Source organism: Roseomonas sp. HF4 (genome assembly GCF_005222755.1).
Taxonomy (GTDB): Bacteria; Pseudomonadota; Alphaproteobacteria; order Acetobacterales; family Acetobacteraceae; genus Neoroseomonas.
The window spans coordinates 316,302-338,668 of the sequence record NZ_STGD01000001.1 but is presented as its reverse complement, the minus strand read 5'-3'; the positions used below and the strand labels follow the sequence as shown (position 1 = coordinate 338,668).

The following is a 22,367-nucleotide window of genomic DNA, read 5'->3' as shown; positions in this document are numbered from 1 at the left end:
TCGTATCCCCCGGTGGTTCTCAAGCGATCGAGTGTTCGAGCACGCCGACGCGCTCGACGTCCATGCGCAGCCGGTCGCCCGGCTTCAGGTAGCGCGGCGGGTCGCGGAAATGCCCGACGCCGGCCGGCGTGCCCGTCGCGATCACGTCCCCGGGCTCGAGCGTCATGTAGCGCGACAGGAAGGCGATCAGCGTGGCCACGGGGAAGATCAGGTCGCGCGTGTTGCCGTGCTGCACCTCCTCCCCATTCAGCCAGCAGCGCACATCCAGCGCCCAGGGCTCGCCCACCTCGTCCGCCGTCGCGATCCAGGGGCCCATCGGGCAGAACCCGTCCATGCCCTTGGCGAAGGATGTCATCGGCAGCGGCACGTCGAACTGGAATTCCCGCGCGCTGACGTCGTCCAGCACCGTGTAGCCGGCAACATGGTCGAGTGCGGCGTTCTCCGTCACGTCGCGCGCCCGCCGGCCGATCACGACTGCGAGCTCCACCTCCCAGTCCGGCTTCGCCACCGCGGGCGGGATGCGCACCGCGGCGCCCGGGCCGACCACCGAGGATGTCGGCTTCAGGAAGATGCGCGGCATCTCGAGCCTCGGCCCGCCGACCTCCTTCGCGTGGTCGCCGTAGTTGCGCCCGACGCCCAGGATCTTGCCGGGCTTCAGCGGCGCCAACAGGCGAAAGGCGCCAAGCGGTCGGCGCAGCGCCGCGTTCTCCGCACGGGCGGCGAAGGCGAGCGCGCGGCCGGCCGCGACCATCGCCGCCTCGTCGCCGATCAGCGCGACCATGTCGTCCGGGATGACGGAAGCGGCGGTGTCGGGTTCGCCCGCCGCGCGCATCGCCGCGGTCAGCGCCGGGCGCAGCGCCACGACCTCCTCCCCCACCAGACCGGCCAGCACCTCGCCTTCCAGCGTGGCGAGCCTCATGCCGCGAGCGCCGCGTAGTCGAGGCTCGCCATCACCTGCACGCGCAGGATGAAGCGGTGCTCCTCCGGCCCGTAGTCGGCCACCGCGTTGTGCACGGTGCCGATGTTGTCCCACATCAGCACGTCGCCCTCGGTCCATTCGTGGCTGTAGAGGTATTTCTCCTGCGCCTGGTGGCGGAACAGGTAGTCGAGCAGCGCGTCGCTCTCGGCACGGTCCATGCCCTCGACGAACATGGCGTAGCCGGAATTGCAGTAGAGCACGGGGCGGCCCGTGATCGGGTGGATGCGCACGAGCGGCTGCGGCACGGGCGGCTTCTTCGCGCGCTGCTCGGGCGTCAGCGGCCCGCGGATCGAACCGGGGCGGATCCGCATCATGTCCCAGAACTTCTGGAAGTCGTGGATCGCCGTGCGTCCCTCTATCCGCCGCTTCACCTCGGCCGGCAGGTCGTCATAGGCGGCGTGCATGTTGCGGAACTGCGTGCAGCCCAGCGGCTTCCCGTCGCGCCGCGGCACGCGCTTGGCGTGCAGCACGTTGGCCAGCGCGATCTCCCGCGAATAGGACATGTCGGTGTGCCAGCCCTGCCCGGCATCCGACAGGCCGATGGGCTTGCCCGCCGCGTCCTTCATGTTGGACAGGTGCATCACCTCGGGATGCCCCTCGGCGTGGAAGAGGTTGGCGACGTTGACCTCGAGGTCGCCGAAGCGCGACCCGAAGGCCGACAGCGCCGCGGCATCGAGGTCCTGCCCCGGGAAGCACAGCACGCCATACTGGCCGAGCGCGCGCAGCACCGTGCGGAAATCCTCGGGGGCAAGCGGACGCGACAGGTCGATGCCTTCGACGCGCGCACCGAGCCCGGCATTGTTGGGCGTGATCCGCATGGGACATTCCTCGGGGTTCGTTGGCGCGGACGGTGCGATGCGGCGGAGCGCCCGTCAACATGCGCCGGCTTCCGCACGGCGCCCGGCTGCGCCAGCATGGCGCCCATGGACATTGCATCGGACCAGCCCCGGATCGTCGTGATCGGCGGCGGCATCGTCGGCCTCTGCGTCGCGTGGCATCTGGCGCGGCGCGGCCTCGCGCCGCTGGTGCTGGAGGCGCGGAAGCCGCACGCCGCCACCACCGGCAACGCCGGCGCGATCAGCCACGGCTCGGTGGCGCCGCTCGCCATGCCGGGCGTTCTCCGCCAGGTGCCGAGGATGCTGACCGACCGCGCCGGCGCGCTGCACATCCCGCTCCGCTATTGGCTGCACGCGGCGCCCTGGCTGCTGCGCTTCGTGGCCTCCGCCCGCACGTCGCGGGTCGAGGGCGTGGCGGAGGCGCTCGCCGCCCTGCTGTTCGGGGCGCTGGAGCGGCACAAGGAGATCCTGGCCGCCGAGGGCGCCACCGACCTCATCCGCGAGCAGGGCCAGATGTACCTCTATCGGGACGAGGCGCAGATGGCGAAGGACGCGGCGGGCCTCGAGCTGCGCCGCCGCCACGGGCTGCGGATCGAGGTGCTGGACCGCGCGGGGCTTGCCGCGCTCGAACCCGATGTCGCCCCCGCCTATACCCGCGCCGTCTTCCTCCCCGACCACGGGTCCTGCGTGAACCCCGCGCGCTTCGCCGAGGTCGTGGCGCAGGGCGTGCGCCGCATGGGCGGCGAGATCCGCGAGGCGGAGGTTCGCGCGATCCGCATGGACGGACGGCGCGCGGACGGCGTGCGCACCGATGCGGGCGACATCCCCGCCACGCAGGTCGTGCTCGCCGCCGGCGCCTGGTCGGCGCGGCTGCTGGCGCCGCTCGGCATCAAGGTCCCGCTCGAGACCCAGCGCGGCTACCACGTCATGCTGCCCGATGCCGGCGTGACGCCCGGCCGCATCCTCTCGCCCGCCGACCGCAAGGTGTTCATCTCGCCGATGGAGGAGGGCCTGCGCGTCGCGGGCTCGGTCGAGATCGCGGGCCTGGACGCGCCGCCCAACGAGGCGCGCGCGCAGCTGCTGCTGGACGACCTCAGGGCGGTCTTCCCGCAGGTCCGCACGGATGGCGCGACCACCTGGATGGGCCACCGCCCCTGCCTGCCCGACAGCGTGCCCGTGATGGGGCCGCTCAAGACCTGGGACGGCATCTGGTGCGCCTTCGGCCACGGGCATCTGGGCCTGACGGGGTCGGCGCCGACGGGTGCAATCGTCGCTGCGGCGATCGCGGGGGAGAAGCCCAACATCGACCTCGCGCCGTTCTCGGCGGAGCGGTTCTAGCGGGGACGGGCGGGGGGCTCTGCCTTGCCCGAGGCGCGCCCCGCTACAGCGCCAGCCCGAGGATCGCCGCCACGTCGTCCTGGCTTCGCACCGGCCGCGGGTTGGTCGCGATCGGCGCATCCCCGGTCCAGCGCCGCGCCAGGTCCGGGATGTCGGCTTCGGCGATGCCCTGTTCGGCGAGCCGCGTCGGCAGGCCGAGTCCGCGCACGAAGGCCTCGATCGCCGGCCCCGCGTCCTCGCCGCCCAGGATGTGCGCCACGTCCCGCTGGCGCGCCTCGTTCACCGGCGCGTTCCAGCGCATGACCGCATGCAGCATGAGGCACGATGTGATGCCGTGCGGCACGCCGCGCGCGGCGCCCAGGATGTAGCCGATGCCGTGGCTGGCGCCGACCGGCACGCCCGCCCAGCCCCCCATCACCGACAGCCAGGCCGCCTGCTGCGCGGCCGCGCGGGGCGCGAGGTCGCCGGGGTGGTGGCGGATGCGCGGCAGGTTGTCCGCCAGCATCAGCATCGCCTGGCGGGACACGGCGTCGGAGAAGGGCTGCGGCGCGGTCGAGCACCAGCGTTCCGCCGCATGATCGAGCGCGCGGATGCCGGAGGACAGCAGCAGTTCCGCCGGCGTCTCCAGCGTCGCCGCCGGGTCCATGATCACCGCGCGCGGCACCATCCAGGGGTCGATCGCGCGATGCTTCCGGCCGGCCGCGAGGTCCGTGTAGCCGGCATGCGGTGCGAACTCCGCCGCGGACAGGGTCGTCGGCACGGCGACGATGCGCGGCGCCGGCGGCGCGCCGTCCCAGAAGCCCGGCGCCGCGCCGCGCGACCCGGCGGCCGCGACCAGCGCGCCCGCCTCCGTGATCCCACGCCAGACCGCGAGGCAGGCGACCTTCGCCCCGTCGATCACCGACCCGCCGCCGAGCGCCACCACGAGGTCCGCCTCCTGCTCCCGCAGCAGCGCGGCCAGCGCCAGCACGTCCTCGACCGGGCTGTGCGCGCGCATGGCGGCGAAGGTGCCGGCCAGGCGGTCGCCGATCGCCGCGGCGGCCGAGGCTGCGAGCGCGCCGCCGGCCAGCGAGCGCGTGGTAACGAGGACGATGCGCGCCGCGTCGGCGGTCTCGCGTGGCAGCGCCTCGGCCAGGGCCGCGCCGTGGTGGACGCGGCCCTGGGCAGGCCATTGGTGCAGGTGTGCGGTCATGCGCGCGTCCTCCGGGTGCGGGAGGATGCGGCGCGGACCGCGCCCCGGCAACTACTGCGCGGCGGCGAGCGCCGCCTGCCGCGGCGGCACCAGATGCTTGACCTTCGGCAGCACCTCGCTCTGCAGCAGGCCGAGCGAGGTCTTCCACGCCTCCGGGCTTTCCAGGTAGTCGAAGCCGAAGACCAGCAGCTGGCCGAAGCCGCCCACCTCCTCGTAGATGCGCTCGATCTTCTCGGCGACGGTCTTCGGGCTGCCGACGATCCAGTTGTGCTTCGCGCAGTAGTCCACCGTGACGTCGGAATCCGGCACCTCGGGGCTGTGCTTGAGGTATTCCTTGAAGCCGAACTGCGCGAGCAGTTGGAGGAAGTATTCCCCCATCATCCGGCCCATGTGCGAGCCGACCGACAGCCGCCATGCTTCCTCGTCGGTCTCGGCCACGAAGACCTCCCGCACCAGGCGCCAGTCGCCGCGCCAGGGCGTGCGGCCGGACTTGCGCGCGCCGGCCTCGACGCTGTCCCAGTGGGAGGACACGTAGGCCGGGTTGAGGTTCAGCGAGAGCGGCAGGAAGCCCTTCTCCCCGGCCAGCTTCAGCGTGTCGGAGTTCTTCGAAAGACCCGCGACGCCGATCGGCGGATGCGGCTTCTGGAACGGCTTGATGTGCGGCTTGAGGAAGCCGAACATCGTGTCGGGCTTGTCGACCTTCCAGTACTTGCCCTCATGGTGCCAGGGCCCGTCCTCGGTCCACATGCGCAGGATGATGTCGAGCGCCTCGCGCGTCATGTCGCGGTTCTGGCCCGACATGCCATCGACGTTGAACATCGCCCAGTCCGACGGCAGGCCGGAGGCCGCGACGCCGAACATCAGCCGCCCTTCGGACAGGTGGTCGAGCATCGCGACGCGGTTCGCGAGTTCCGCCGGGTGGTGGTAGGGCAGCAGGAAGCCGCCGGGGCCGATGCGCAGTCGCTTGGTCTGCAGCAGCGCCTGCGCGATCAGCAGGTCGGGGGCGGGGTGGGGTTCCCAGGGCGCGGTGTGGTGCTCGCCGACCCAGGCTTCGGAGAAGCCCATCGCGTCGAGCCAGCGGAACACCTGCAGGTCCCAGTCATGCCCTTCCTTCAGGCCGCGCTCGGGCGGGTGGGACGGCATGGTGAAATAGCCGAATTCCATGATGCGCTTCCTCCTCCGGGCCTTGTCGTTGGAGGAAGCATCGATCCGCGCCGGCGCGGCATGCAACCCTAAAGCGAATGGTGCGCGATGGGGTTCCGCTCAGCCGCGCTGCGCCTTGTCCGCCGCGTTGCGCGCCTTGATGCGCTCTCGCGCCGCCGCCCAGTCCTCGTCGGTCCAGGCGAGGTAGTCCTGGAACCCACCGCCGCCCGACAGCCACGACCCGCCATCGAGCGCGATGGTCTCCCCGTTGATCCAGACCGGGGTCAGCAGGAAGGCGGCGAGGTCGCCGATATCCTGCGGCGTGCCGATGCGCTTCATCGGGTTCTTCTCCGCCAGGCGCTGCTCGGGATTGTTCTCCCCGGGGCGGAGGCGGGCGAACATCCCCTCGGTCGGGATGGTGCCTGGCGCGATGGCGTTCAGCCGGATGCCGTGCCGCCCCCATTCCACCGCCAGCGACTTTGTCATCGCGTCGATCCCCGCCTTGGACATGGCCGACGGCACGACGAAGGGCGCGCCCGTGCGCACCCAGGTCACGATGATCGACACCACGGACCCGCCGGTCCCGTCCTTGATCCAGCGCTTCCCCACCGCCTGCGTCACCTGGAAGGTGCCGTGGAAGACGATGTCGGCGATGGCGTGGAAGGCGCGGTGCGAGAGGTCCTCGGTGCGGCTGATGAAGTTGCCGGCGGCGTTGTTGATGAGATGCGTGGCGGGCCTGCCCTCCGCCCACATGGCGGCGACTGCGGCCTCCACCGCCTCGGGATCCTTGATGTCGACGGCGCGGGCACTCGCCATGCCCGGGTGCTTCGCGTTCATCGCGTCGGCCGCGGCCTGCACCACCTCGCCGCGCCGGCCCCAGACCTCGACCGCGGCGCCGAGGTCGAGCAGCCGCTCGGCCATCATGCGGCCGAGCCCGGTGCCGCCGCCGGTCACCAGCACGCGGGCGCCCTTGAACAGGTCGTCGCGGAACATGCGGGTCACTCCGCCGCCAGGAAGCGGGAGAAGTCGGGCTTGCGTTTTTCCTGGAAGGCGGCGACGGCCTCGGCGGCCTCGGGGCCGCGCAGCAGCGCGCTGAAGTCGGCGAATTCCTCGGTCATGTGGGCGGTCAGTGCCGCCTCGCCGGCCTGGCGCAGCAGGCGCTTGGTGGTCGCCATGGCCGCCGGCGGCTTGGCGGCGAGGCGACGCGCCACGCCTTCCGCCGTCGCCATCATCTCGTCCACCGGGACCACGGCGTTGACGACGCCCGCTCGCAGCGCGGTGGCGGGCGGGAAGGCATCGCCCAGCATCAGCAACTCGTTCGCGAGCAACTGCCCGCCGCGCTGCGGCACCAGCAGCGAGGAGCCGCCCTCCGGGCACAGGCCGAGATCGACGAAGGGCATGCGGAAGATGGCGTTCTCCGCCGCATAGACGAAGTCGCAATGCAGCAGCAGCGTGGTGCCGATCCCGACCGCATACCCCGCGACGGCCGCGACCACCGGCTTCGGGCAGGCCCGCAGCGCCGCCAGGAACTCCCGCGCGGGCGAGGGCACGTCCGCCGCCTGGTCCCCGCGCGCCTTGAAGTCCGCCACGTCGTTGCCGGAGGTGAAGCACTCCGTCCCGCCGGTCATCAGTACCGCGCGCACCGACGGCCTCGCGGCGGCCTCCCGTAGCGCCTCGGCCATCGCGGCGTACATGGCGCGAGTCAGGGCGTTCTTCTTCTCCGGCCGGTTCAGCCGGATGGTGCGCAGCCCGGCATCGTCGGTGACCAGGACCTCGTTCATGCGTTTCCTCCGCGGATCGTCACGCGATGATCGGCGGAATGGCGTCCGCGATCCAGCGCGCAATGGCGACCGCGCGCTCGTCCTGGTGCGGCTGCGCCGTCACCGCGATGCCGAGCGGCATCCCCCCGACCGCCATACGCGGCACCGTCACGACCGGGCAGCCGAGGCCGGAGGAGGCGGTGTTCATGATCGGGTTGCCCGTCGTGTGCAGGATGCGGTTGGTCGAGCCGCCCGTGTCGCCGGGCAGCGGCGCCGGGCCGCAGGCGGGCAGGCCGATGAAGGCGTCGACCTCGCCGGCCAGCGCAGCCTGGGCGCGGCGCATCTCGTCGCGCTGGTGCAGCCTGGCGCGGTACTGCGCCAGCGTGACCGAACAGCCGAGCTCGAAGCGCGCCTTCAGGCTCTCGCTCAGCGCATCGGGGTTCTTCGCCATCATGTTGGCGACCGACCAGGCGCTCTCGTAGGCGCAGACATCGGTCGCGAGCGCCATGGCGCCCATCACGCGCTGCTCCAGCACCTCCAGCAGCGGGTGGTCGCCGCGGCGCAGGATCGCGACGCCCGCGGCGCGCAGCGCGTCCAGCGCCCGCTCGAAGGCCGCGATCGCGGCGGGCTCGGCGAGCGGCCAGCCCTCGGTCTCCAGCACCGCGAGGCGCCGGGGCTTCAGGGGCGGCGGCGGCGCCTCGGCGGTGAAATACATCCCCGGCGCGCCGGGGTCGCCGCCGACGCGCTTCACGATCTCGACCGCGACGGCCCACATGTCCTCCGCGCAGCCGGCATGGATGCCGACGGTCGATTGGCTGAAGCCCTGCCTTTCGCCCCTGTTGAGGCCGCCCTGCGTCGGCTTCAGCGCCCAGTTCGCGTTGAAGGAGGCCGGGCGGATCACGCTGCCCAGCACCTGCGTGCCGATCGCGACCGGCAGCATCCGCGCGCTGATGACCGCGCCCGAGCCGGAGGACGACCCGCCCGGCGTCCGGCGCAGGTCGAAGGGATGGCGCGTCGGCCCCGGATGCGACATGCCCAGTTCCGTCGTGACGGTCTTGCCGACGATGACCGCGCCCGCCGCGCGCAGCGCCTGCACGAGCGCGGAATCGCGGCCCGGCCGGTTCCCCCTGTAGAAGGCGCTGCCCATCTCGGTCGGCAGGTCGCGCGTCTCGAGCAGGTCCTTGATGCCGACCGGCATGCCGTCGATCGGCGACAGGGGCGCGCCCGCGCGGTAGCGGGCGGTGCTGGCGTCGGCGGCGGCGCGCGCGGCGTCCTCGCCCAGGCTCGCGAAGGCCATGACCTGCGGCTCCAGCGCCGCAATCGTCGTGAGGCAGCCTTCGAGCCACGCGCGCGGCGTGTCCGACCCGTCGCGGAAGCGCGGCACCGCGTCGTGGAAGGTCAGCGGGCGGAAGGTCGCGGGCGAATAGGTCTCGGGTGGGGGCAGGGTCACGCGGCGTCTCCTCGGCTGGCGCGATGCTCGCCCGCGGCGTCGGAGGCGTCCAGGCTGGACAGGCGGCGCGCGGTCCCGATGATGACCGGCTGAACGAATGGAGGCGACGATGGCGCGCAAGGTCATGCTCATCACCGGCGGCGGCCGCGGCATCGGCGCGGCGACGGCATTGCTGGCCGCGCGGCGCGGCCACGACCTGGTGCTGACCTACCTGTCGGACACCGCCCGCGCCGAGGCGACGCGCGCCGCCTGCGAGGCGGCCGGCGCGCGCGTCGTGCTGGCCAAGGGCGACGCGGCGAAGGAAGCGGACATCGTCGCGGCCTTCGACGCCGCGACGCGCACCTTCGGGCGCCTCGACGTCGTGGTGAACAATGCCGGCATCACGGGCGGCAAGCGCCTGCTGGCCGACACCACGGAGGCCGAGTGGCGCGCCGTGTTCGACCCGAACGTGATCGGCCTGGCGCTGTCCTGTCGTGAAGCGGTGCGGCGGATGTCCACGAAGCGGGGCGGGCAGGGCGGGACGATCGTCAACGTCTCCTCCCGCGCCTCGGAACTCGGCAGCGGCGGGGAGTGGGTCCACTACGCCGCGAGCAAGGGCGCGGTGGACACGCTCACCGTCGGCCTGGCGCGCGAGGTGGCGCTGGAGGGCATCCGCGTGAACGCCGTGAACCCCGGCCTGATCGCCACGGAACTGCACGCGAATTCCGGCCAGCCCGACCGCATCGAGCGCCTGTCCCCCGGCGTGCCGATGGGCCGCGCGGGGACGGCGGAGGAGGTCGCGGAGGCGATCCTGTTCCTGGCCTCCGATGCGGCGTCCTACATCACGGCGGCCTGCCTGCCGGTCGGCGGCGGGCGGTGAGGCGGGGGGAGAAGGGAACTTCTCCCCCCGGACCCCCCACAACCTTCCTTGCCACTTGGCGCCCGACCGCCCAAGACCGGCGCCAGGTGCCAAGGAAGGGAGGGCTTGGGGTCCCCTCGGCGTTGCGCAGCAACGTCGTGGGGTCCCGGATCGGGGGAGGTTCTCCTCCCCCGACCTTCCTCAAGCCGCCGCCAGCACCGGCTTCCGGGCCGCGCAGAATTCCTCGACCGCGGCGACGAAGCGCGCGCAGTCGGCCTCCGTCACCGGCAGCATCAGCGCCACCATGCCGCGCCGCGCCAGGTAGATCCCGGCCGCGAGCATGTCGAAGAAGAACAACTCGCGCATCTGCTCCTCCTCGACGCCGGCCTTGTAGGGCGCGGTGACGGGCGCGGGCCGGAAGTGCGGGTTCATCATCGAGCCCATGCCGGTGAAGTGCATCGCGACGCCGTGCCGGGCGCAGGCGGCGTTGAGCGCCGCGCGCAGCCCCTCGCCCCGCGCGAACAGCGCCTCCGCCTCCGCCGCGCCGAAGATCTCCCCCATCGCGACGCAGCCGGCGGCCATCGACAGCACGTTGTTGTTGAAGGTCCCGGCATGGGGCATGGCGCCCGGCCGGTGTCCGTCGAAGACCGCCATCACGTCGCGCCGGCCGCCGAAGGCGCCGAAGGACATGCCGCCGGCCATGTACTTGCCGAAGGTCGTCATGTCGGGCGTGACACCCATGCGGCCCTGCAGGCCGCCGAAGCCGTGGCGGCTCGTCATCACCTCGTCGAACACCAGCAGCGCGCCGGTCTCGGAGCATGCCGCGCGCAGCGCCGCCAGGAACTCGCGCGTCGCCGGGATGCAGCCGCCCGAGCCCTGCATCGGCTCGACGATCACCGCGGCCAGCGCGTCGCCGGCTTCGCGGATCGCCGCCGCCGCGCCGTCCGCGTCGTTGTAGTCGGCGAAGCGCATCGGGATCGGCAGGTTCACGGGGCTGGTCGGCACGCCGACCGGGAAGGTGAAGACGCCGCCATGGTAGCCGCCGCGGAAGGCCAGCACCTCGGTCCGCCCGGTGAAGCCGCGCGCGCCGGCCAGCGCCATGATGTTCGCCTCGGTGCCGGAATTCGTGAAGCGGAGTTGCTCGACCGAGGGAAACCGCCCGCAGATGAGCGCCGCGAGGCGGCCCTCGTTCTCGCCGACGGCGGCGAGGTTCACGCCCCGGTCCATCGCCGCCTTCACGGCACCCAGGATGCGCGTCTCGGAATGCCCGAACAGCCCCGCGGTGTATTCGCCGCAGAGGTCGAGATACTCCCGCCCGTCCGCGTCCCACACCCGCGCGCCCTGGCCGCGCACCATGGCGGTCGGGAAGGGGGTGTAGAACAGCACGGTGCGGGTGTTCCCGCCGGGCATCACCTCGCGTGCCTTCGCGTGGATCGCGGCGCTGGCCGGGCGGGCGGCGGTGTAGGCCTCCCGCGCCTCGGCCAGCGCGGCCTCGAGGTCGCTGTTGCGCGGGTCGCGCGGGGCGTCGAGCGGGCTCATGGCATCCTCCGGCTGGTGGCGAAGGCTCGCGCCGCCGGCCCCCTCCCGTCAACCTAAGCGCGCTTGCCGAGGCTGCCCGCCGGGCGCAGCCTCGGCCGCATGGTGTTCCACCGAATCCTGCTCGGGATCGATGCCCTCGTCGCGCTGGTCTTCGCCTGGTTCTTCCTGGAGGGGCTGGGCGACGGCACCGTCTCGTCCTTCAACGGCCTGCTCTGGTTCGGAACGCTCGCGACCCTGGCGGTCGTGCTCGGCGGGGGCATCGCGCTTGGCCGCCGGGGCCGCATCGCTGCGGCCAATGCGCTGCTGCTGGTTCTCGCGCTGCCGGCGGTGGGCTTCGTCCTTTTCTTCATGCTGCTGTTGGTCGGCTCCGGCGGGCGCTGGCAGTGACCGGTTGCGCGACGGCGCCGGTTGACGCGGCGCCGCGCGCCCCTTCCCATGCCGGGATGCAACCCAGGCCCTTCGAAGCCATCGTGGTGGGCGGCGGCCTGGTCGGCGCCGCCATCGCGCTTGGGCTCACCGACCAGGGCGTCGCCACCGTCCTGCTGGACGAGGGCGACATCGCGCACCGCGCATCGCGCGGGAATTTCGGCCTGGTGTGGGTGCAGTCGAAGGGCTTCGGCGCGCCCTGGTACCAGCGCTGGACGCGGGGCTCGGCCGAGGCATGGCCGGCGCTCGCGGCCGACCTCGCCGCCCGCACGGGGCTGGACCTGGCGCTGCACCAGCCGGGCGGCGTGCATCTCTGCCTGAGCGAGGCCGAGTTCGAGGACCGCGCGGCCAAGATGGCCCGGATGCAGGCCGAGGCCGGCAACCATGGCTTCGACCACCGCATGATCCGCGCACCCGAGTTGCGCGACATGCTGCCCGGACTCGGCCCCGCGGTCGTCGGCGCGTCATGGACTCCCTATGACGGGCATGCGAGCCCGCTCGCGCTGCTGCAGGCGCTGCACCGCGCCTTCACGGCGGCCGGCGGCGCCTACATCCCGGACGCAACGGTCACCGCCGGCAGCGCGGCGCCGCATGACTTCCGGGTCGAGACCGCGGCCGGCGCCTTCGCTGCGCCGCGCATCGTGCTCGCCGCGGGCCTCGGCAATGCCGACCTCGCCCCGCTGTTCGGCCTGGCGGCGCCGGTTCGCCCGCAGCGCGGCCAGATCCTGGTGACGGAACGCGCCCGCCCCGTCCTGCCCATGCCCACCACCACCATCCGCCAGACCGGGGAGGGCACCATCATGCTCGGCGACAGCATGGAGGAGGTCGGCTTCGACACAAGCCAGTCGCCGCCCGTGATGGCCGAGATCGCGCGCCGCGCCGCGCTGTCCTTCCCCTGGATCGCCGACCTGCAGGTCATCCGCGCCTGGTCGGCGCTGCGTGTCATGGCGCCGGACGGGCTGCCAATCTACGACCAGTCGGACCGCTTCCCCGGCGCCTTCACCGCGAACTGCCATTCCGGCGTGACGCTGGCCGGGGCCCATGCGCGGATCTTCGCGCCGATGGTCGCGGCGGGCAGCCTCGACCCCTCCCTCGCACCCTTCTCGGCGAAGCGCTTCGATGTTCCGCACGCGGCCTGAGGCGCGGCCCGCGACGGTCGAGGTGATGGTGGAAGGCCGGCCCGTCTGGGTGCCGGAGGGTGCCTCGGCGGCGGCGGCGGTGCTGCTGGCGGGGCTGCCCTCGATCCGGGAGACCGCGATCTCGGGCAGCCCGCGGGCGCCGTACTGCATGATGGGGGTCTGCTTCGACTGCCTGGCGGTCATCGACGGGGTGACGAACCGGCAGGCCTGCATGGTCGCGGTCACGCCGGGGATGCGGATCGAACGGCAGGGCGGGGCACGGGGCGTGGCGCCGTGAGGGCGGCGGGCGCGCTGCCGGAGGGGCTCCGCCCCTCCAAACCTCCCGGCCAGGGCGCCGCCCTGGACCCGCCAAAGGCCGAAAGGCCTTTGGAAACCATGACTTGGCACTTCGGGATTGAGCGAAGGAAAAAATTCCTGGATACTGCCGCCATGTCGTGGAACCGCGCCCTGCCGAGCCCGTCGCCGCGGATCCCCGATCCCCGCCGTGCCGACCGCGATTTGTCCGAAACCGACGCACGCGCCCCCAATCCGCGCCAAAGTATCGGTTCCCAAAGGCCCTTCGGCCTTTGGTGGGGGGAGCCCGAGGGGGGCAAGGCCCCTCTCGACACCCGCGCCCCATGACCCCGCACGACCTCGCCATCATCGGCGCCGGCCCCGCCGGCATGGCCGCCGCGATCGAGGCCCGTGCCCAGGGCCTCTCGGTCCTGGTGGTCGACGAGAACCCGGCCCCCGGCGGCCAGGTCTTCCGCGCCGCCGAGGCCGCCGCCGCCGATCCCGCGCCCGGCCCCGACATCGCCCCCGGCCTGCCGCTCATCGCTGCCTTCCGTGCGGCGGGCGTGGACTACCGGCCCGCGACGACGCTCTGGCACCTCGACCCCGATGCGGGCGTGCTGTCGCTCGCGACCGACGCCGCGTCGCAGGAGGTCGCGGCGCGGCGCGTGCTGCTCGCGACCGGGGCGCAGGAACGCCCGGTGCCGATCCCCGGCTGGACCCTGCCCGGGGTGATGTCGGCGGGCGCGGCGCAGATCCTGCTGAAATCGGCCGGTGCCGTGCCGTCCGGGCGCATCGTGCTGGCGGGGCAGGGGCCGCTGGCGTGGCTCCTGGCCGTGCAGCTTGCCCGCGCCGGCGCCGCGCCGCTGGTGCTGGAGACGCGCCGGACCTCCGTGGCCGCCGCGGCGATGCGGGCCGGTGCCGGGCTGCTCGCGGGGCATGGGATGCTGCGCAAGGGACTGGCGCTGATGGCCGAGGCGCGGCGGCATGGCGTCCGTGTCGTGCGCGGCGTCCGCGGCCTGCGCGCCGAGGGAGAGGGAAGCGTCGCGCGGGTCGCCTGGGACGGCGGCTCCGCCCCCTGCGACACGTTGCTGCTGCATGAGGGCGTGATCCCCGCGACGCATGTCTCGCGCGCCATCGGGCTCGATCATGCCTGGGATGCCGCGCAGGCCTGCTGGCGGCCCGTGGCGGACGAATTCGGCGCTTCCTCCCACCCGCGGGTCGCGGTGGCGGGCGATGGCGCGGGTATCGGCGGCTGGGAAGCGGCGGCGGCGGCCGGGCGGCTCGCCGGCCTCGATGCCGCGCGGCGGGCGGGCGCGCTGGCGGAGGACGCCTTCGCGGCCCGGATCGCGGCACCCTTGGCCACGCGCCGGGCGGCGCTCGCGCTCCGGCCCTTCCTCGATGCCCTCTATGCGCCGCCGCCCGAGGTGCTGGCGCCTGCCGACGCCACGATCGCCTGCCGGTGCGAGGAGGTGACCGCCGGCGCGATCCGCCGCGCTGCCGCGCTCGGCGCGACCGGGCCGAACCAGTTGAAGGCCTATCTGCGCTGCGGCATGGGGCCCTGTCAGGGCCGGATGTGCGCGCCGACCGTGGCCGCGCTGATCGCCGAGGTCCGCGGGTTGGCGCCCGCCGCCGTGCCGCCGCTCCGCCCGCGCGCGCCCTACAAGCCGGTCAGCGTGGCGCTCCTGGCCGGAAGTGCGGAATCCCTGCAACAGCCCGATGCGTAACGCTGCGCTGGCGCACCGGATTCTTGGAATCGGCGGTGCCGCGGCCTACACACGTCCCATGCGCCACGTTCTTGCCCTGTCCCTGCTGACCGCCCCGTCGTTCCTCGCCCTGCCCGCCGTCGCGCAAGGCTTCGGCGCGGATCCGGCCGCCATCGTGTCGGAGGTGGCCTCGGAGGCCGCCATCGCGCGCCTTGCCGAGCGGCTCGCCCGGCTGCCGGAGGATGGCCTCGACCCGTCGCTCTATGGCGTGCCGGCGGCCGGCTCCGCGGCCGCGGAGCCGGCGCGATTCCGGGCCGATACGCTGCGTGCGGCGCAGGCCGCGCTGGTGGACCTCCTGCTCGGCCGCGTCGCGAGCCTGCGGGGGCGCGTCGACCTGCGGCGGGACCCGTCCTCGGTCGACCTGGCGGGCTGGATGGCCGAGCTGGCCTCGGCGCGCGAGCCGGCCGAGGTCATCTCCCGCGCCGCCGACCTGCCGCCCGAAGCCCGTGCGCTGAAGGCGGAGCTTGCCCGCCACCGCGCCGTCGCGGCCGCCGGCGGCTGGCCGCGGATCACGGGCAACCTGGCCCGGACACTCGAGCCCGGCGCCACCGATGCCGCCCGCGTGCCGCAGCTGCGCGCGCGCCTCGCGATGTTCGACCCGGCGATCGCGACCGGGGAGGCCGCCGCCAGCCCGCTCTACGACGCGCGCCTGCAGACCGCGGTGCGCGCCTTCCAGGCGAGCGAGGGGCTCGAGGCCGATGGCCGCGTCGGCAGCATCACCTGGACCGTGCTGAACACGCCGGTCGAGGCCAAGATCGACCAGCTTCGCGTGGCGCTCGACATGCGCCGCGGGCAGGGGCGCCCGATCGCCGAGCGGCGCATCGAGGTCAACGTGCCGCATTTCCAGCTCCGCTTGCTGGAAGGCGACCGCGTGATGCGGGAGATGGCCGTCATCGTCGGCCGGCGCGACCGCCAGACGCCGATGCTGAACGTCCGCATGACCGCGGTGCAGTTCAACCCGCCCTGGGGCGCGCCCGACCGCAACGCCCGGGAAGACCTGCTGCCGCGCTTCCGCCGCGACCCGGCGGGGATGCAGGCGCGTGGCTACCGCATGTTCCAGCGCGTGGACGGGCAGGTCGTGCCGGTCGATGCCACCGAGATCGACTTCACGAACTACAACCGCAACTACTTCCCGTATTTCATCCGCCAGGATGCCGGGGAGCGCAACGCGCTCGGCCAGATCAAGTTCGTGATGCCGAACAGCGAAGCGATCTTCATGCACGACACGCCGGACCGGCACCTGTTCACGCGCGGGCAGCGGGCCTTCTCCTCCGGCTGCATCCGGCTCGCGCAGCCCATGGAGTTGCTTTCGGACGCCTTCTCGGGCATGTCCGGCTGGGATGAGGCGCAGATGAGCCGCGCCATCTCCAGCCGCGTCACCCGGACCGTGCCCATGGCGCGCTCCATCCTGGTGCGGCTCCATTACACCACTGTCGTCGTGGAAGGGGGCCAGGTCATCATGCGTCCAGACATCTATGGCCTCGATGCCGACTACGCCCGCGCGCTCGACCGCCCGGTACGGCAGCGGATCGCGTCCTCCGAAGGGGGGGCGGCGCGCGGCACCCAGGCGCGCTGAGCGATGGCGCGCCTGTTCCATCGCTTCGACTGCCCCTGCTGCGACCCGGCGGTGGCGAAGCGGCGCGAAGTGGTCCGCGCGGGCCTGTCCTGCCTCGCCGCACTCGTCGTGACGCCGGCGGCGCTGGCGCAGGGGGCCGCGACGCGCTCGCTCAGCGTGCGCCGCATGCAGACGGGCGATTCCTTCGACGGCGTCTATTGGCGCGACGGCCGCTACGACCGCGACGCGCTGCGCCGCCTCGACCTCGTGTTCCGCGACCCGGGGCTCGACGAGACGACGCCCATGGACCCCCGGTTGTTCGACGTGCTGCACACCATCGCCCGTCGCCTCGATGCGAATGAGGCGTGGGACGTGCTGAGCGGCTACCGCGCGCCCGAGACGAATGCGGCGCGGTCCCGGCAATCTCGCCGCGTCTCCCGCGTGTCGCTGCACATGTCGGGCATGGCGGCCGATGTGCGCCTGCCGGGGCGCCAGCCCATGGGCATCGCGCGGCTGGCGGCGGACCTGCAGACCGGCGGCGTCGGGCTCTATCGCGGCAACGGCTTCGTCCACCTGGATTGCGGCCCGGCGCGCCGCTGGTAGCGCCGCTTCAGCGCGCCGCCAGCACGCCGGCGCAGGCCGCCGGCAGCGGCGGCGGCGGGCCGGATGGCGCGCGGCGCGGTGGGTTGCGCGCCTCCTCGCTCAGCCACCAGTCGAGGCTCGCGTCGCAGCCGTCGCTGGCCGGCGGCGGCGGGATGTCGCGGCATTCCGTCTGGCCGGCCGGGCAGCGCAGCCGGATGTGCATGTGCGAATCGTGGCCCCGCCAGGGGCGCACGCGGCGCAGCCAGGCCTCGCCGCGGTGGCGGCGGCAGAGTTCCCGCTTGATCGCGTGGTTGACCAGCAGCCGGTCGAGCCCCGGCGTCTGGGCGGCCAGGCGGATCAGCGCGGCGTGGCGGTCGGTGAAGCGGCGCGGATCGACGCCGGTCTCGTCCGGCAGCACCAGGGAGGCGACGCGGACATCCTCCCGCGCCGCCGCCGGCACGCGCGGCTTCGGCGAGACATCGAGCCAGATGTCGGCATCGAGCCCGGTCTGGTGGCTGGCATGGCCGTAGGTCATGGGCCCGCCGCGCGGCTGCGCGAGATCCCCGATCCAGAGGTCCGGGAAGCCCGCCTCCTGCGCCCGAGCGGCCAGGGCCTGCACCCAGGCGACCGTGTCGGGATGCCCCCAGTGCCGGTTGCGGGAGACGCGCACCGCCTGCCAGCCCGGCCCTTCGTCCGGCAGGCGCACGGCGCCCGCGATGCAGCCGAGCCCGGTGCCGCCGATCACCCGCGCCGGCCCGGGCGCGGGGGTGGACACGGCGCCCCAGGGCGCCGCGCGGCCATTGCCCTGTGCCGCCGCCATCGTCGGAACCAGCAGCGCCATGACGGCGCCGATCCATGCCTTGCCCATGCCCGATTGCTAGAGCAGATCGTGCGCCGCTGAAATCATCCCGTGCGGGCTTCGCGGCCGCACGCCCGCGGAGGACCCCTTGGCCCGTTACCTCGTCACCGGCGGTGCCGGATTCGTCGGCAGCCATGCCGTGCTGGCCCTTCTCGACCGCGGCCATGAGGTCGTGGTGCTCGACAACCTCAGCCAGGGCCACCGCGCGGCGGTGCCCGCCGGGGCCACGCTGGTCGAGGCCGACCTCGCCCATTCGGCGCGGGTCGCGGAGGTCTTCGCCGCCTGGCGCTTCGACGCGGTGCTGCATTTCGCCGCGCTGTCCATCGTCGGCGCCTCGATGCGCGACCCGCTGCACTACATCGCGGAGAACGTGTCCCATTCGCTTCGCCTGGCCGAGGCCGCGATCAAGGCGGGCTGCCTGCGCTTCGTGCTGTCCTCCACCGCCGCGCTTTTCGGCGACCCCGACCGCGTGCCGATCGACGAGGCCTGCCGCATCGCGCCGTCGAACCCCTATGGCGACAGCAAGCGCATGGTCGAGGAAGGGCTCGCCTGGGCCGAGCGCATCCACGGCCTGCGCGTCGCCGCGCTGCGGTATTTCAACGCGGCCGGATCCGACCCGCAGGGACGGGCCGGGGAGGACCATGACCCCGAGACGCACCTCGTGCCGCTCGCGATCGACGCCGCACTCGGCCGCCGCCCGCCGCTGACGGTCTTCGGAGAGGACTACCCGACGCCGGACGGCACCTGCATCCGCGACTACGTGCACGTGACCGACCTGGCGGAGGCCCATCTCGCCGCGCTCGCGCGGCTCGAGACGCATGGGTCCTGCCGCTACAATGTCGGCAGCGGCAGCGGCGCCTCGGTGAAGGAGGTGCTGGCGGCGGTGGAGCGGGTCGGCGGCCGGCCGGTGCCGCATGCGGTCGGGCCACGCCGTGCGGGGGACCCGACGGTGCTGGTCGCGGCATCCGACCGGCTGCGCGCCGAGACGGGCTGGACGCCGCGCCTGGGCAGCCTGGAGGACATCGTGCGCACCGCCTGGGCCTGGCGGGAGGCGCATCCGGGCGGGTACGGCGACCGGTAGGGAAAGGGCGGGGGGAGAAGGGAACTTCTCCCCCCGGACCCCCCATAACCTTCTTTGGCATTTGGCGCCGCATCTTCGAGGATGGGCGCCAAGTGCCAGGGAAGGGAGGGGGCTCGGGGGAGGTTCTCCTCCCCCGACCTCCTGCGTTCACCCCACCAGGATCGCCCGGAAATCATTGACGTTGGTCAGCGTCGGCCCCGTGGTCACGAGGTCGCCGAGCGTCGCGAACAGCCGGTGGCTGTCATGCCCGGCCAGCAGCGCCCGCGGGTCGAGCCCCACGGCCCGCGCGCGCGCCAGCGTGTCGGGCGCGGCGATGGCGCCGGCATTCTCCTCCGACCCGTCGATGCCGTCCGTGTCGCCCATCAGCGCCCAGATGCCGGGCGTTCCGGCCAGCGCCAGCGCGAAGCCCAGCAGGCATTCGGCGTTCCGCCCGCCCCGCCCGGGATTGTCGGTGCGGATGGTGACGGTCGTCTCCCCGCCCGAGAGCAGCACGCAGGGCGCCGCCGCCGGATGGCCATGCGCGCGGGCCGCGTGGGCGATGCCGGCCAGCACGGTGCCGACCTCATGCGCCTCGCCCTCCAGCGCATCGCCCAGGATGACCGGCGCCAGGCCCAGCGCGCGGGCTTCCGCCGCGGCGGCCTCCAGCGCCATCAGCGGCGTCGCGATGTAGCGGTAGTCGGGCGCGGGCAGGCGCGGGTCGCCGGGCTTCGGGCTTTCCTCGGCCGCCGCCGCGAGATGCGCCGTGACGGCCTCGGGCAGCGTCATGCGGTAGTGGGCAACAAGCTCGCGCGCCTCGGCGAAGGTGGACGGGTCGGGCACGGTGGGGCCGGAGGCGATGACGGTCGCGTCGTCCCCCGGCACGTCCGAGATCGCGAGCGTCACGACCCGCGCCGGATGCGCCGCCGCCGCCAGCCTGCCGCCCGAGAAGGCCGAGAGGTGGCGGCGGATGCAGTTCATCTCGTGGATCGTGGCACCCGAGGCGAGCAGCGCGCGGTTCACGGCAACGAGGTCGGCCAGCGTCAGCCCCGGCGCCGGCAGCGTGGTCAGCGACGACCCGCCGCCCGAGACCAGGAACAGCACGAGGTCGCCGGCCCCCGCCGCGGCGGCAAGGTCGAGCATCCGCCGCGCCGCTGCCGCGCCGGCCTCGTCCGGGACGGGGTGGGCGGCCTCCGCGACTTCGATGCGGCTGGTCGGGTGGCCGTGGCCGTAGCGGGTGACGACGAGGCCCGCGAGGTCGGCCTCGGGCCAGGCGGCCTCGACCGCGGCGGCCATGACGGCGGCGGATTTCCCGGCGCCCAGCACCAGCACGCGGCCTTTGGGCCGCTCCGGCAGGTGGCGCGCGAGCACCGTGCGCGGGTCGGCCGAGGCGATTGCGGCGTCGAACAGGCGGCGGAGCGCGGCGCGCGCCGCGGCGTCGGTGAAGGCCATGCGCAGGAATTTCCCCTCTGCGCGCAGTATGGCGTCGCTGCGGCGCAGGGGCCATGCGCGTGATGCTTGGCCAGTTGCCCGAAAGCCGGCCCGCGCCCGGCGGTCATCGCGCGGCCCGGCCCGGGCCCGACCCTCTCCTTCGCCCCGCGGGTGGGTGCCTATCTGGCCGGGGAGCCCGCCACCAGGCGCTGTAGGGAAGCGAGCCGTCCGCGCGTGAAGCCGTTCGCCAGGAAGATCTCCGAGGCCCTGCCGGCGTAGAGTGGATTCGCGGCGACCGCGGCTTCGAGCGCCGCGACATCGGCGGCACGCACGCTGTAGTTTCCGGGAATGACCGTGAACTGGGCGATCGGCAGCGCGACGTTGAGGATGTCCTTTACGTTTCCGAGCGGGTCGTATCCGTTGATCTCCAGGAAGGTCGCCTGGGCCAGGTACGAGATCGCCTCCGAGGTCTTTCGCGTCACGCCGGTCTGGGCGGTCAGGTCCAGGAAGGCGTGCGTCAACTCGTGGATGGTCAGCGCCTGGTCCCCGACCTTCTTCAGGTTGAACGAATAGCGCATCTTGAAGATGTCGAGTTCCGGGCTGTACGACCCGGACGCGCCGTCCTCGATGAAGTTCGTGCCCACGCACTGGATGTCGCCGCGGGACAGGGCGTTGACCAGGTGCTTCGAGTAGGCCTCCGGCCAGATCCTGATCCCGGCGAATTCGAAGTTCAGCTTCTGTATTGCCGGCTCCGTTTGAAGAAACGTCGTCATCTGCTGCAGGGTCACTGGCGCGGCCCAGTTGGCGAGGCTGATCGGCATGGTCGGTTCCCTCGGGCGCCGCCACCCCGACAGACGCGGGGATCGGCCGCCCAACTGCACGTTGCGATCCCCGGGAGAGCGGAACGGCTGGATCGGACCTTGCCGCGCCCGGCATGCACGGATGGGATCCTAGCTGATCATTCGACCGTTATCGTAACAGGTAAGCGGCGTTGTCCACAACGATCATGTCGAGCCCGCCGGCCCATGGTGCAGGCGCCGGCGGAGCTATGGCGTAGCGGCCCCGGATGGGCCATCTAGGCGCGGACCGAGGAGGGACACACGCCATGCCCGCACCCCAGCCCGAAGCCGACCTGGCGCTCGGCGCCGCCGCAGCCCTCGACGCCACGGCGCGCGAGAGGATCGAGGCCGCGGCCTTCCGCAAGCTGGTCCAGCACCTGCGCGAGCGCACCGACGTGCAGAACATCGACATGATGAATCTGACCGGGTTCTGCCGGAACTGCCTGTCACGCTGGTACCAGGAGGCGGCCGGGGAGGCGGGCCAGGCGCTGGAAACCCCGGATGCGCGCGAGATCGTCTACGGCATGCCCTACAAGGACTGGCAGGCGAAGCACCAGACCGAGGCGAGCGCCGACCAGAAGGCGCGCTTCGCCGCCGCCAATCCCGGCCATTGAAGGGCAAGCATTGATGGCGCGCACCCCGAGGGCTAAACCCGCCTCCCTTCAGACGGCGGGCAGGGCGATGTCACAGGCGGCGAAGAAGCAGGACGACACCGAGGTGGGCGGCATCGCGGCCGACCGGCTGCGCTCTATCATCGAGCGCGTCGAGCGGCTGGAGGAGGAGAAGAAGGCGCTCTCCTCCGACATCAAGGACATCATGGCGGAAGCCAAGTCCGCCGGCTTCGACATCAAGGTGATCCGCGCCATCCTGCGCATCCGCAAGCAGGAGCCCGCCGAGGTGGAGGAGCAGGAGACGCTGCTCGACCTCTATCGCCGCGCGCTCGGCATGTGAGGGGCGCGCGCGTGTTCGCCCCTCCCGATGCGATCAAGGGCTGGCACGCGCATGTCTATTTCGACGCCGCGACGCGCGACGCCGCCGCCAGGCTGCGCGACGGCATCGCCGCGGCGTTTCCCGACGCGGTCCTCGGCCGCTGGCACGAGGTGCCGGTCGGCCCGCATCCGCAGGCGATGTACCAGGTTGCCTTCGCGCCGGCGCTGTTCCCCGCGCTGGTACCCTTCCTGGCGCTGAACCGGGACGGGCTTGCGGTGCTTGTGCACCCCGAGACCGGCCGCCAGAAGGCAGACCACCTGCGCCACGCGATGTGGATGGGCGCGGTGCTGGCGCTGGATGCAAGCGTGCTGCCGGACTGACGCGCCCCGCCGCCGGACCCCGGAGGTCCGGCGCCAGGTGACACGGAAGGGCGCGGGA

23 protein-coding genes are annotated in these 22,367 nt (G+C 73.1%); 12 read left to right on the top strand and 11 right to left on the bottom strand.

What is annotated here, in order from left to right; translation table 11 throughout:
- Positions 1-19 precede the first annotated feature (19 nt).
- Both E8M80_RS01610 and E8M80_RS01605 read right to left on the bottom strand, forming a co-directional pair.
- On the bottom strand, positions 20-919 hold the full coding sequence (locus E8M80_RS01610) for a fumarylacetoacetate hydrolase family protein (RefSeq protein WP_137123896.1): 900 nt from the start codon (positions 917-919) through the stop codon (positions 20-22).
- Complete coding sequence (locus E8M80_RS01605) at positions 916-1,797, bottom strand: TauD/TfdA family dioxygenase (RefSeq protein WP_137123895.1); 882 nt, start codon at positions 1,795-1,797, stop codon at positions 916-918. The genes E8M80_RS01610 and E8M80_RS01605 overlap by 4 nt, the downstream gene beginning before the upstream one ends.
- A 105-nt stretch (positions 1,798-1,902) precedes the next feature.
- On the opposite strand from E8M80_RS01605, the gene E8M80_RS01600 reads away from it, so the two are divergent.
- Complete coding sequence (locus E8M80_RS01600; protein ID WP_170979141.1) at positions 1,903-3,153, top strand: FAD-binding oxidoreductase; 1,251 nt, start codon at positions 1,903-1,905, stop codon at positions 3,151-3,153.
- Between the two features lie 43 nt (positions 3,154-3,196).
- Here the strand turns inward: E8M80_RS01600 and E8M80_RS01595 are convergent, their stop codons facing one another.
- The 5 genes from E8M80_RS01595 to E8M80_RS01575 all read right to left on the bottom strand — a co-directional run bounded on the left by E8M80_RS01595 (position 3,197) and on the right by E8M80_RS01575 (position 8,698).
- On the bottom strand, positions 3,197-4,345 hold the full coding sequence (locus E8M80_RS01595; protein WP_137123893.1) for an iron-containing alcohol dehydrogenase: 1,149 nt from the start codon (positions 4,343-4,345) through the stop codon (positions 3,197-3,199).
- Between the two features lie 51 nt (positions 4,346-4,396).
- Positions 4,397-5,509: an LLM class flavin-dependent oxidoreductase gene (locus E8M80_RS01590; RefSeq protein WP_137123892.1), complete on the bottom strand. Its 1,113-nt coding sequence runs from the start codon at positions 5,507-5,509 to the stop codon at positions 4,397-4,399.
- A 99-nt stretch (positions 5,510-5,608) separates the two neighbouring features.
- Positions 5,609-6,481, bottom strand: a complete 873-nt coding sequence (locus E8M80_RS01585; protein ID WP_137123891.1) for an SDR family oxidoreductase — start codon at positions 6,479-6,481, stop codon at positions 5,609-5,611.
- 5 nt (positions 6,482-6,486) lie between these two features.
- Complete coding sequence (locus tag E8M80_RS01580) at positions 6,487-7,269, bottom strand: enoyl-CoA hydratase-related protein (protein ID WP_137123890.1); 783 nt, start codon at positions 7,267-7,269, stop codon at positions 6,487-6,489.
- Positions 7,270-7,288: 19 nt separating this feature from the next.
- Complete coding sequence (locus E8M80_RS01575) at positions 7,289-8,698, bottom strand: amidase (protein ID WP_240789843.1); 1,410 nt, start codon at positions 8,696-8,698, stop codon at positions 7,289-7,291.
- Positions 8,699-8,807: 109 nt separating this feature from the next.
- On the opposite strand from E8M80_RS01575, the gene E8M80_RS01570 reads away from it, so the two are divergent.
- Positions 8,808-9,557 (top strand): SDR family oxidoreductase, encoded by a 750-nt coding sequence (locus E8M80_RS01570; protein ID WP_240789842.1) that lies wholly within the window; start codon positions 8,808-8,810, stop codon positions 9,555-9,557.
- A 180-nt stretch (positions 9,558-9,737) separates the two neighbouring features.
- On the opposite strand, the gene E8M80_RS01565 is transcribed toward E8M80_RS01570, so the two are convergent.
- Complete coding sequence (locus E8M80_RS01565; protein ID WP_137123888.1) at positions 9,738-11,075, bottom strand: aspartate aminotransferase family protein; 1,338 nt, start codon at positions 11,073-11,075, stop codon at positions 9,738-9,740.
- Between the two features lie 63 nt (positions 11,076-11,138).
- Here E8M80_RS01565 and E8M80_RS01560 point away from each other — a divergent pair, with 63 nt between their 5' ends.
- The 6 genes from E8M80_RS01560 (at position 11,139) to E8M80_RS01535 (ending at position 16,834) form a co-directional block, all read left to right on the top strand.
- Positions 11,139-11,462: an osmoprotectant transporter permease gene (locus tag E8M80_RS01560; protein WP_137123887.1), complete on the top strand. Its 324-nt coding sequence runs from the start codon at positions 11,139-11,141 to the stop codon at positions 11,460-11,462.
- Positions 11,463-11,518: 56 nt separating this feature from the next.
- Positions 11,519-12,640 carry an FAD-binding oxidoreductase gene (locus E8M80_RS01555; RefSeq protein ID WP_137123886.1) on the top strand — a complete coding sequence of 374 codons (1,122 nt, stop codon included), beginning with the start codon at positions 11,519-11,521 and terminating at the stop codon, positions 12,638-12,640.
- On the top strand, positions 12,621-12,917 hold the full coding sequence (locus E8M80_RS01550) for a 2Fe-2S iron-sulfur cluster-binding protein (protein WP_137123885.1): 297 nt from the start codon (positions 12,621-12,623) through the stop codon (positions 12,915-12,917). The genes E8M80_RS01555 and E8M80_RS01550 overlap by 20 nt, the downstream gene beginning before the upstream one ends.
- Positions 12,918-13,257: 340 nt before the next feature.
- Entirely contained in the window at positions 13,258-14,637 is a 1,380-nt protein-coding gene (locus tag E8M80_RS01545; RefSeq protein WP_137123884.1) for an NAD(P)/FAD-dependent oxidoreductase, read from the top strand.
- 58 nt (positions 14,638-14,695) lie between these two features.
- The gene (locus tag E8M80_RS01540) at positions 14,696-16,252 is read left to right on the top strand and encodes a murein L,D-transpeptidase (protein WP_137123883.1); all 1,557 of its coding nucleotides are present in this window, start codon (positions 14,696-14,698) and stop codon (positions 16,250-16,252) included.
- 3 nt (positions 16,253-16,255) lie between these two features.
- Positions 16,256-16,834: a DUF882 domain-containing protein gene (locus E8M80_RS01535; protein WP_137123882.1), complete on the top strand. Its 579-nt coding sequence runs from the start codon at positions 16,256-16,258 to the stop codon at positions 16,832-16,834.
- Positions 16,835-16,841: 7 nt separating this feature from the next.
- On the opposite strand, the gene mepA is transcribed toward E8M80_RS01535, so the two are convergent.
- On the bottom strand, positions 16,842-17,681 hold the full coding sequence (mepA, locus tag E8M80_RS01530; protein ID WP_137123881.1) for a penicillin-insensitive murein endopeptidase: 840 nt from the start codon (positions 17,679-17,681) through the stop codon (positions 16,842-16,844).
- A gap of 79 nt (positions 17,682-17,760) precedes the next feature.
- On the opposite strand from mepA, the gene galE reads away from it, so the two are divergent.
- Positions 17,761-18,753: a UDP-glucose 4-epimerase GalE gene (galE, locus tag E8M80_RS01525; RefSeq protein ID WP_137123880.1), complete on the top strand. Its 993-nt coding sequence runs from the start codon at positions 17,761-17,763 to the stop codon at positions 18,751-18,753.
- Positions 18,754-18,900: 147 nt separating this feature from the next.
- Here the strand turns inward: galE and E8M80_RS01520 are convergent, their stop codons facing one another.
- Both E8M80_RS01520 and E8M80_RS01515 read right to left on the bottom strand, forming a co-directional pair.
- Complete coding sequence (locus E8M80_RS01520; protein WP_137123879.1) at positions 18,901-20,181, bottom strand: glycerate kinase; 1,281 nt, start codon at positions 20,179-20,181, stop codon at positions 18,901-18,903.
- A 158-nt stretch (positions 20,182-20,339) separates the two neighbouring features.
- Positions 20,340-20,981, bottom strand: a complete 642-nt coding sequence (locus E8M80_RS01515) for a hypothetical protein (protein ID WP_137123878.1) — start codon at positions 20,979-20,981, stop codon at positions 20,340-20,342.
- Positions 20,982-21,265: 284 nt separating this feature from the next.
- Between E8M80_RS01515 and E8M80_RS01510 the strand changes: the two genes are divergently transcribed.
- The 3 genes from E8M80_RS01510 (at position 21,266) to E8M80_RS01500 (ending at position 22,309) form a co-directional block, all read left to right on the top strand.
- The gene (locus tag E8M80_RS01510) at positions 21,266-21,613 is read left to right on the top strand and encodes a DUF1244 domain-containing protein (RefSeq protein ID WP_137123877.1); all 348 of its coding nucleotides are present in this window, start codon (positions 21,266-21,268) and stop codon (positions 21,611-21,613) included.
- A 67-nt stretch (positions 21,614-21,680) separates the two neighbouring features.
- Positions 21,681-21,950: a DUF2312 domain-containing protein gene (locus E8M80_RS01505; protein ID WP_137123876.1), complete on the top strand. Its 270-nt coding sequence runs from the start codon at positions 21,681-21,683 to the stop codon at positions 21,948-21,950.
- Positions 21,951-21,961: 11 nt separating this feature from the next.
- Entirely contained in the window at positions 21,962-22,309 is a 348-nt protein-coding gene (locus E8M80_RS01500) for a DOPA 4,5-dioxygenase family protein (RefSeq protein WP_137123875.1), read from the top strand.
- The last annotated feature ends 58 nt before the right edge of the window (positions 22,310-22,367 follow it).

What these genes read in the sequence shown, in the direction of transcription:
- E8M80_RS01595 (WP_137123893.1), bottom strand. Translation starts at nt 4,345, where the DNA reads ATGACCGCACACCTGCACCAATGGCCTGCCCAGGGCCGCGTCCACCAC.
- E8M80_RS01515 (WP_137123878.1), bottom strand. Translation starts at nt 20,981, where the DNA reads ATGCCGATCAGCCTCGCCAACTGGGCCGCGCCAGTGACCCTGCAGCAG.
- E8M80_RS01585 (WP_137123891.1), bottom strand. Translation starts at nt 6,481, where the DNA reads ATGTTCCGCGACGACCTGTTCAAGGGCGCCCGCGTGCTGGTGACCGGC.
- E8M80_RS01550 (WP_137123885.1), top strand. Translation starts at nt 12,621, where the DNA reads ATGTTCCGCACGCGGCCTGAGGCGCGGCCCGCGACGGTCGAGGTGATG.
- E8M80_RS01520 (WP_137123879.1), bottom strand. Translation starts at nt 20,181, where the DNA reads ATGGCCTTCACCGACGCCGCGGCGCGCGCCGCGCTCCGCCGCCTGTTC.
- E8M80_RS01535 (WP_137123882.1), top strand. Translation starts at nt 16,256, where the DNA reads ATGGCGCGCCTGTTCCATCGCTTCGACTGCCCCTGCTGCGACCCGGCG.
- E8M80_RS01565 (WP_137123888.1), bottom strand. Translation starts at nt 11,075, where the DNA reads ATGAGCCCGCTCGACGCCCCGCGCGACCCGCGCAACAGCGACCTCGAG.
- E8M80_RS01555 (WP_137123886.1), top strand. Translation starts at nt 11,519, where the DNA reads ATGCAACCCAGGCCCTTCGAAGCCATCGTGGTGGGCGGCGGCCTGGTC.
- E8M80_RS01590 (WP_137123892.1), bottom strand. Translation starts at nt 5,509, where the DNA reads ATGGAATTCGGCTATTTCACCATGCCGTCCCACCCGCCCGAGCGCGGC.
- E8M80_RS01545 (WP_137123884.1), top strand. Translation starts at nt 13,258, where the DNA reads ATGACCCCGCACGACCTCGCCATCATCGGCGCCGGCCCCGCCGGCATG.
- E8M80_RS01570 (WP_240789842.1), top strand. Translation starts at nt 8,808, where the DNA reads ATGGCGCGCAAGGTCATGCTCATCACCGGCGGCGGCCGCGGCATCGGC.
- E8M80_RS01580 (WP_137123890.1), bottom strand. Translation starts at nt 7,269, where the DNA reads ATGAACGAGGTCCTGGTCACCGACGATGCCGGGCTGCGCACCATCCGG.
- E8M80_RS01510 (WP_137123877.1), top strand. Translation starts at nt 21,266, where the DNA reads ATGCCCGCACCCCAGCCCGAAGCCGACCTGGCGCTCGGCGCCGCCGCA.
- E8M80_RS01610 (WP_137123896.1), bottom strand. Translation starts at nt 919, where the DNA reads ATGAGGCTCGCCACGCTGGAAGGCGAGGTGCTGGCCGGTCTGGTGGGG.
- E8M80_RS01505 (WP_137123876.1), top strand. Translation starts at nt 21,681, where the DNA reads ATGTCACAGGCGGCGAAGAAGCAGGACGACACCGAGGTGGGCGGCATC.
- E8M80_RS01540 (WP_137123883.1), top strand. Translation starts at nt 14,696, where the DNA reads ATGCGCCACGTTCTTGCCCTGTCCCTGCTGACCGCCCCGTCGTTCCTC.
- E8M80_RS01605 (WP_137123895.1), bottom strand. Translation starts at nt 1,797, where the DNA reads ATGCGGATCACGCCCAACAATGCCGGGCTCGGTGCGCGCGTCGAAGGC.
- E8M80_RS01600 (WP_170979141.1), top strand. Translation starts at nt 1,903, where the DNA reads ATGGACATTGCATCGGACCAGCCCCGGATCGTCGTGATCGGCGGCGGC.
- mepA (WP_137123881.1), bottom strand. Translation starts at nt 17,681, where the DNA reads ATGGGCAAGGCATGGATCGGCGCCGTCATGGCGCTGCTGGTTCCGACG.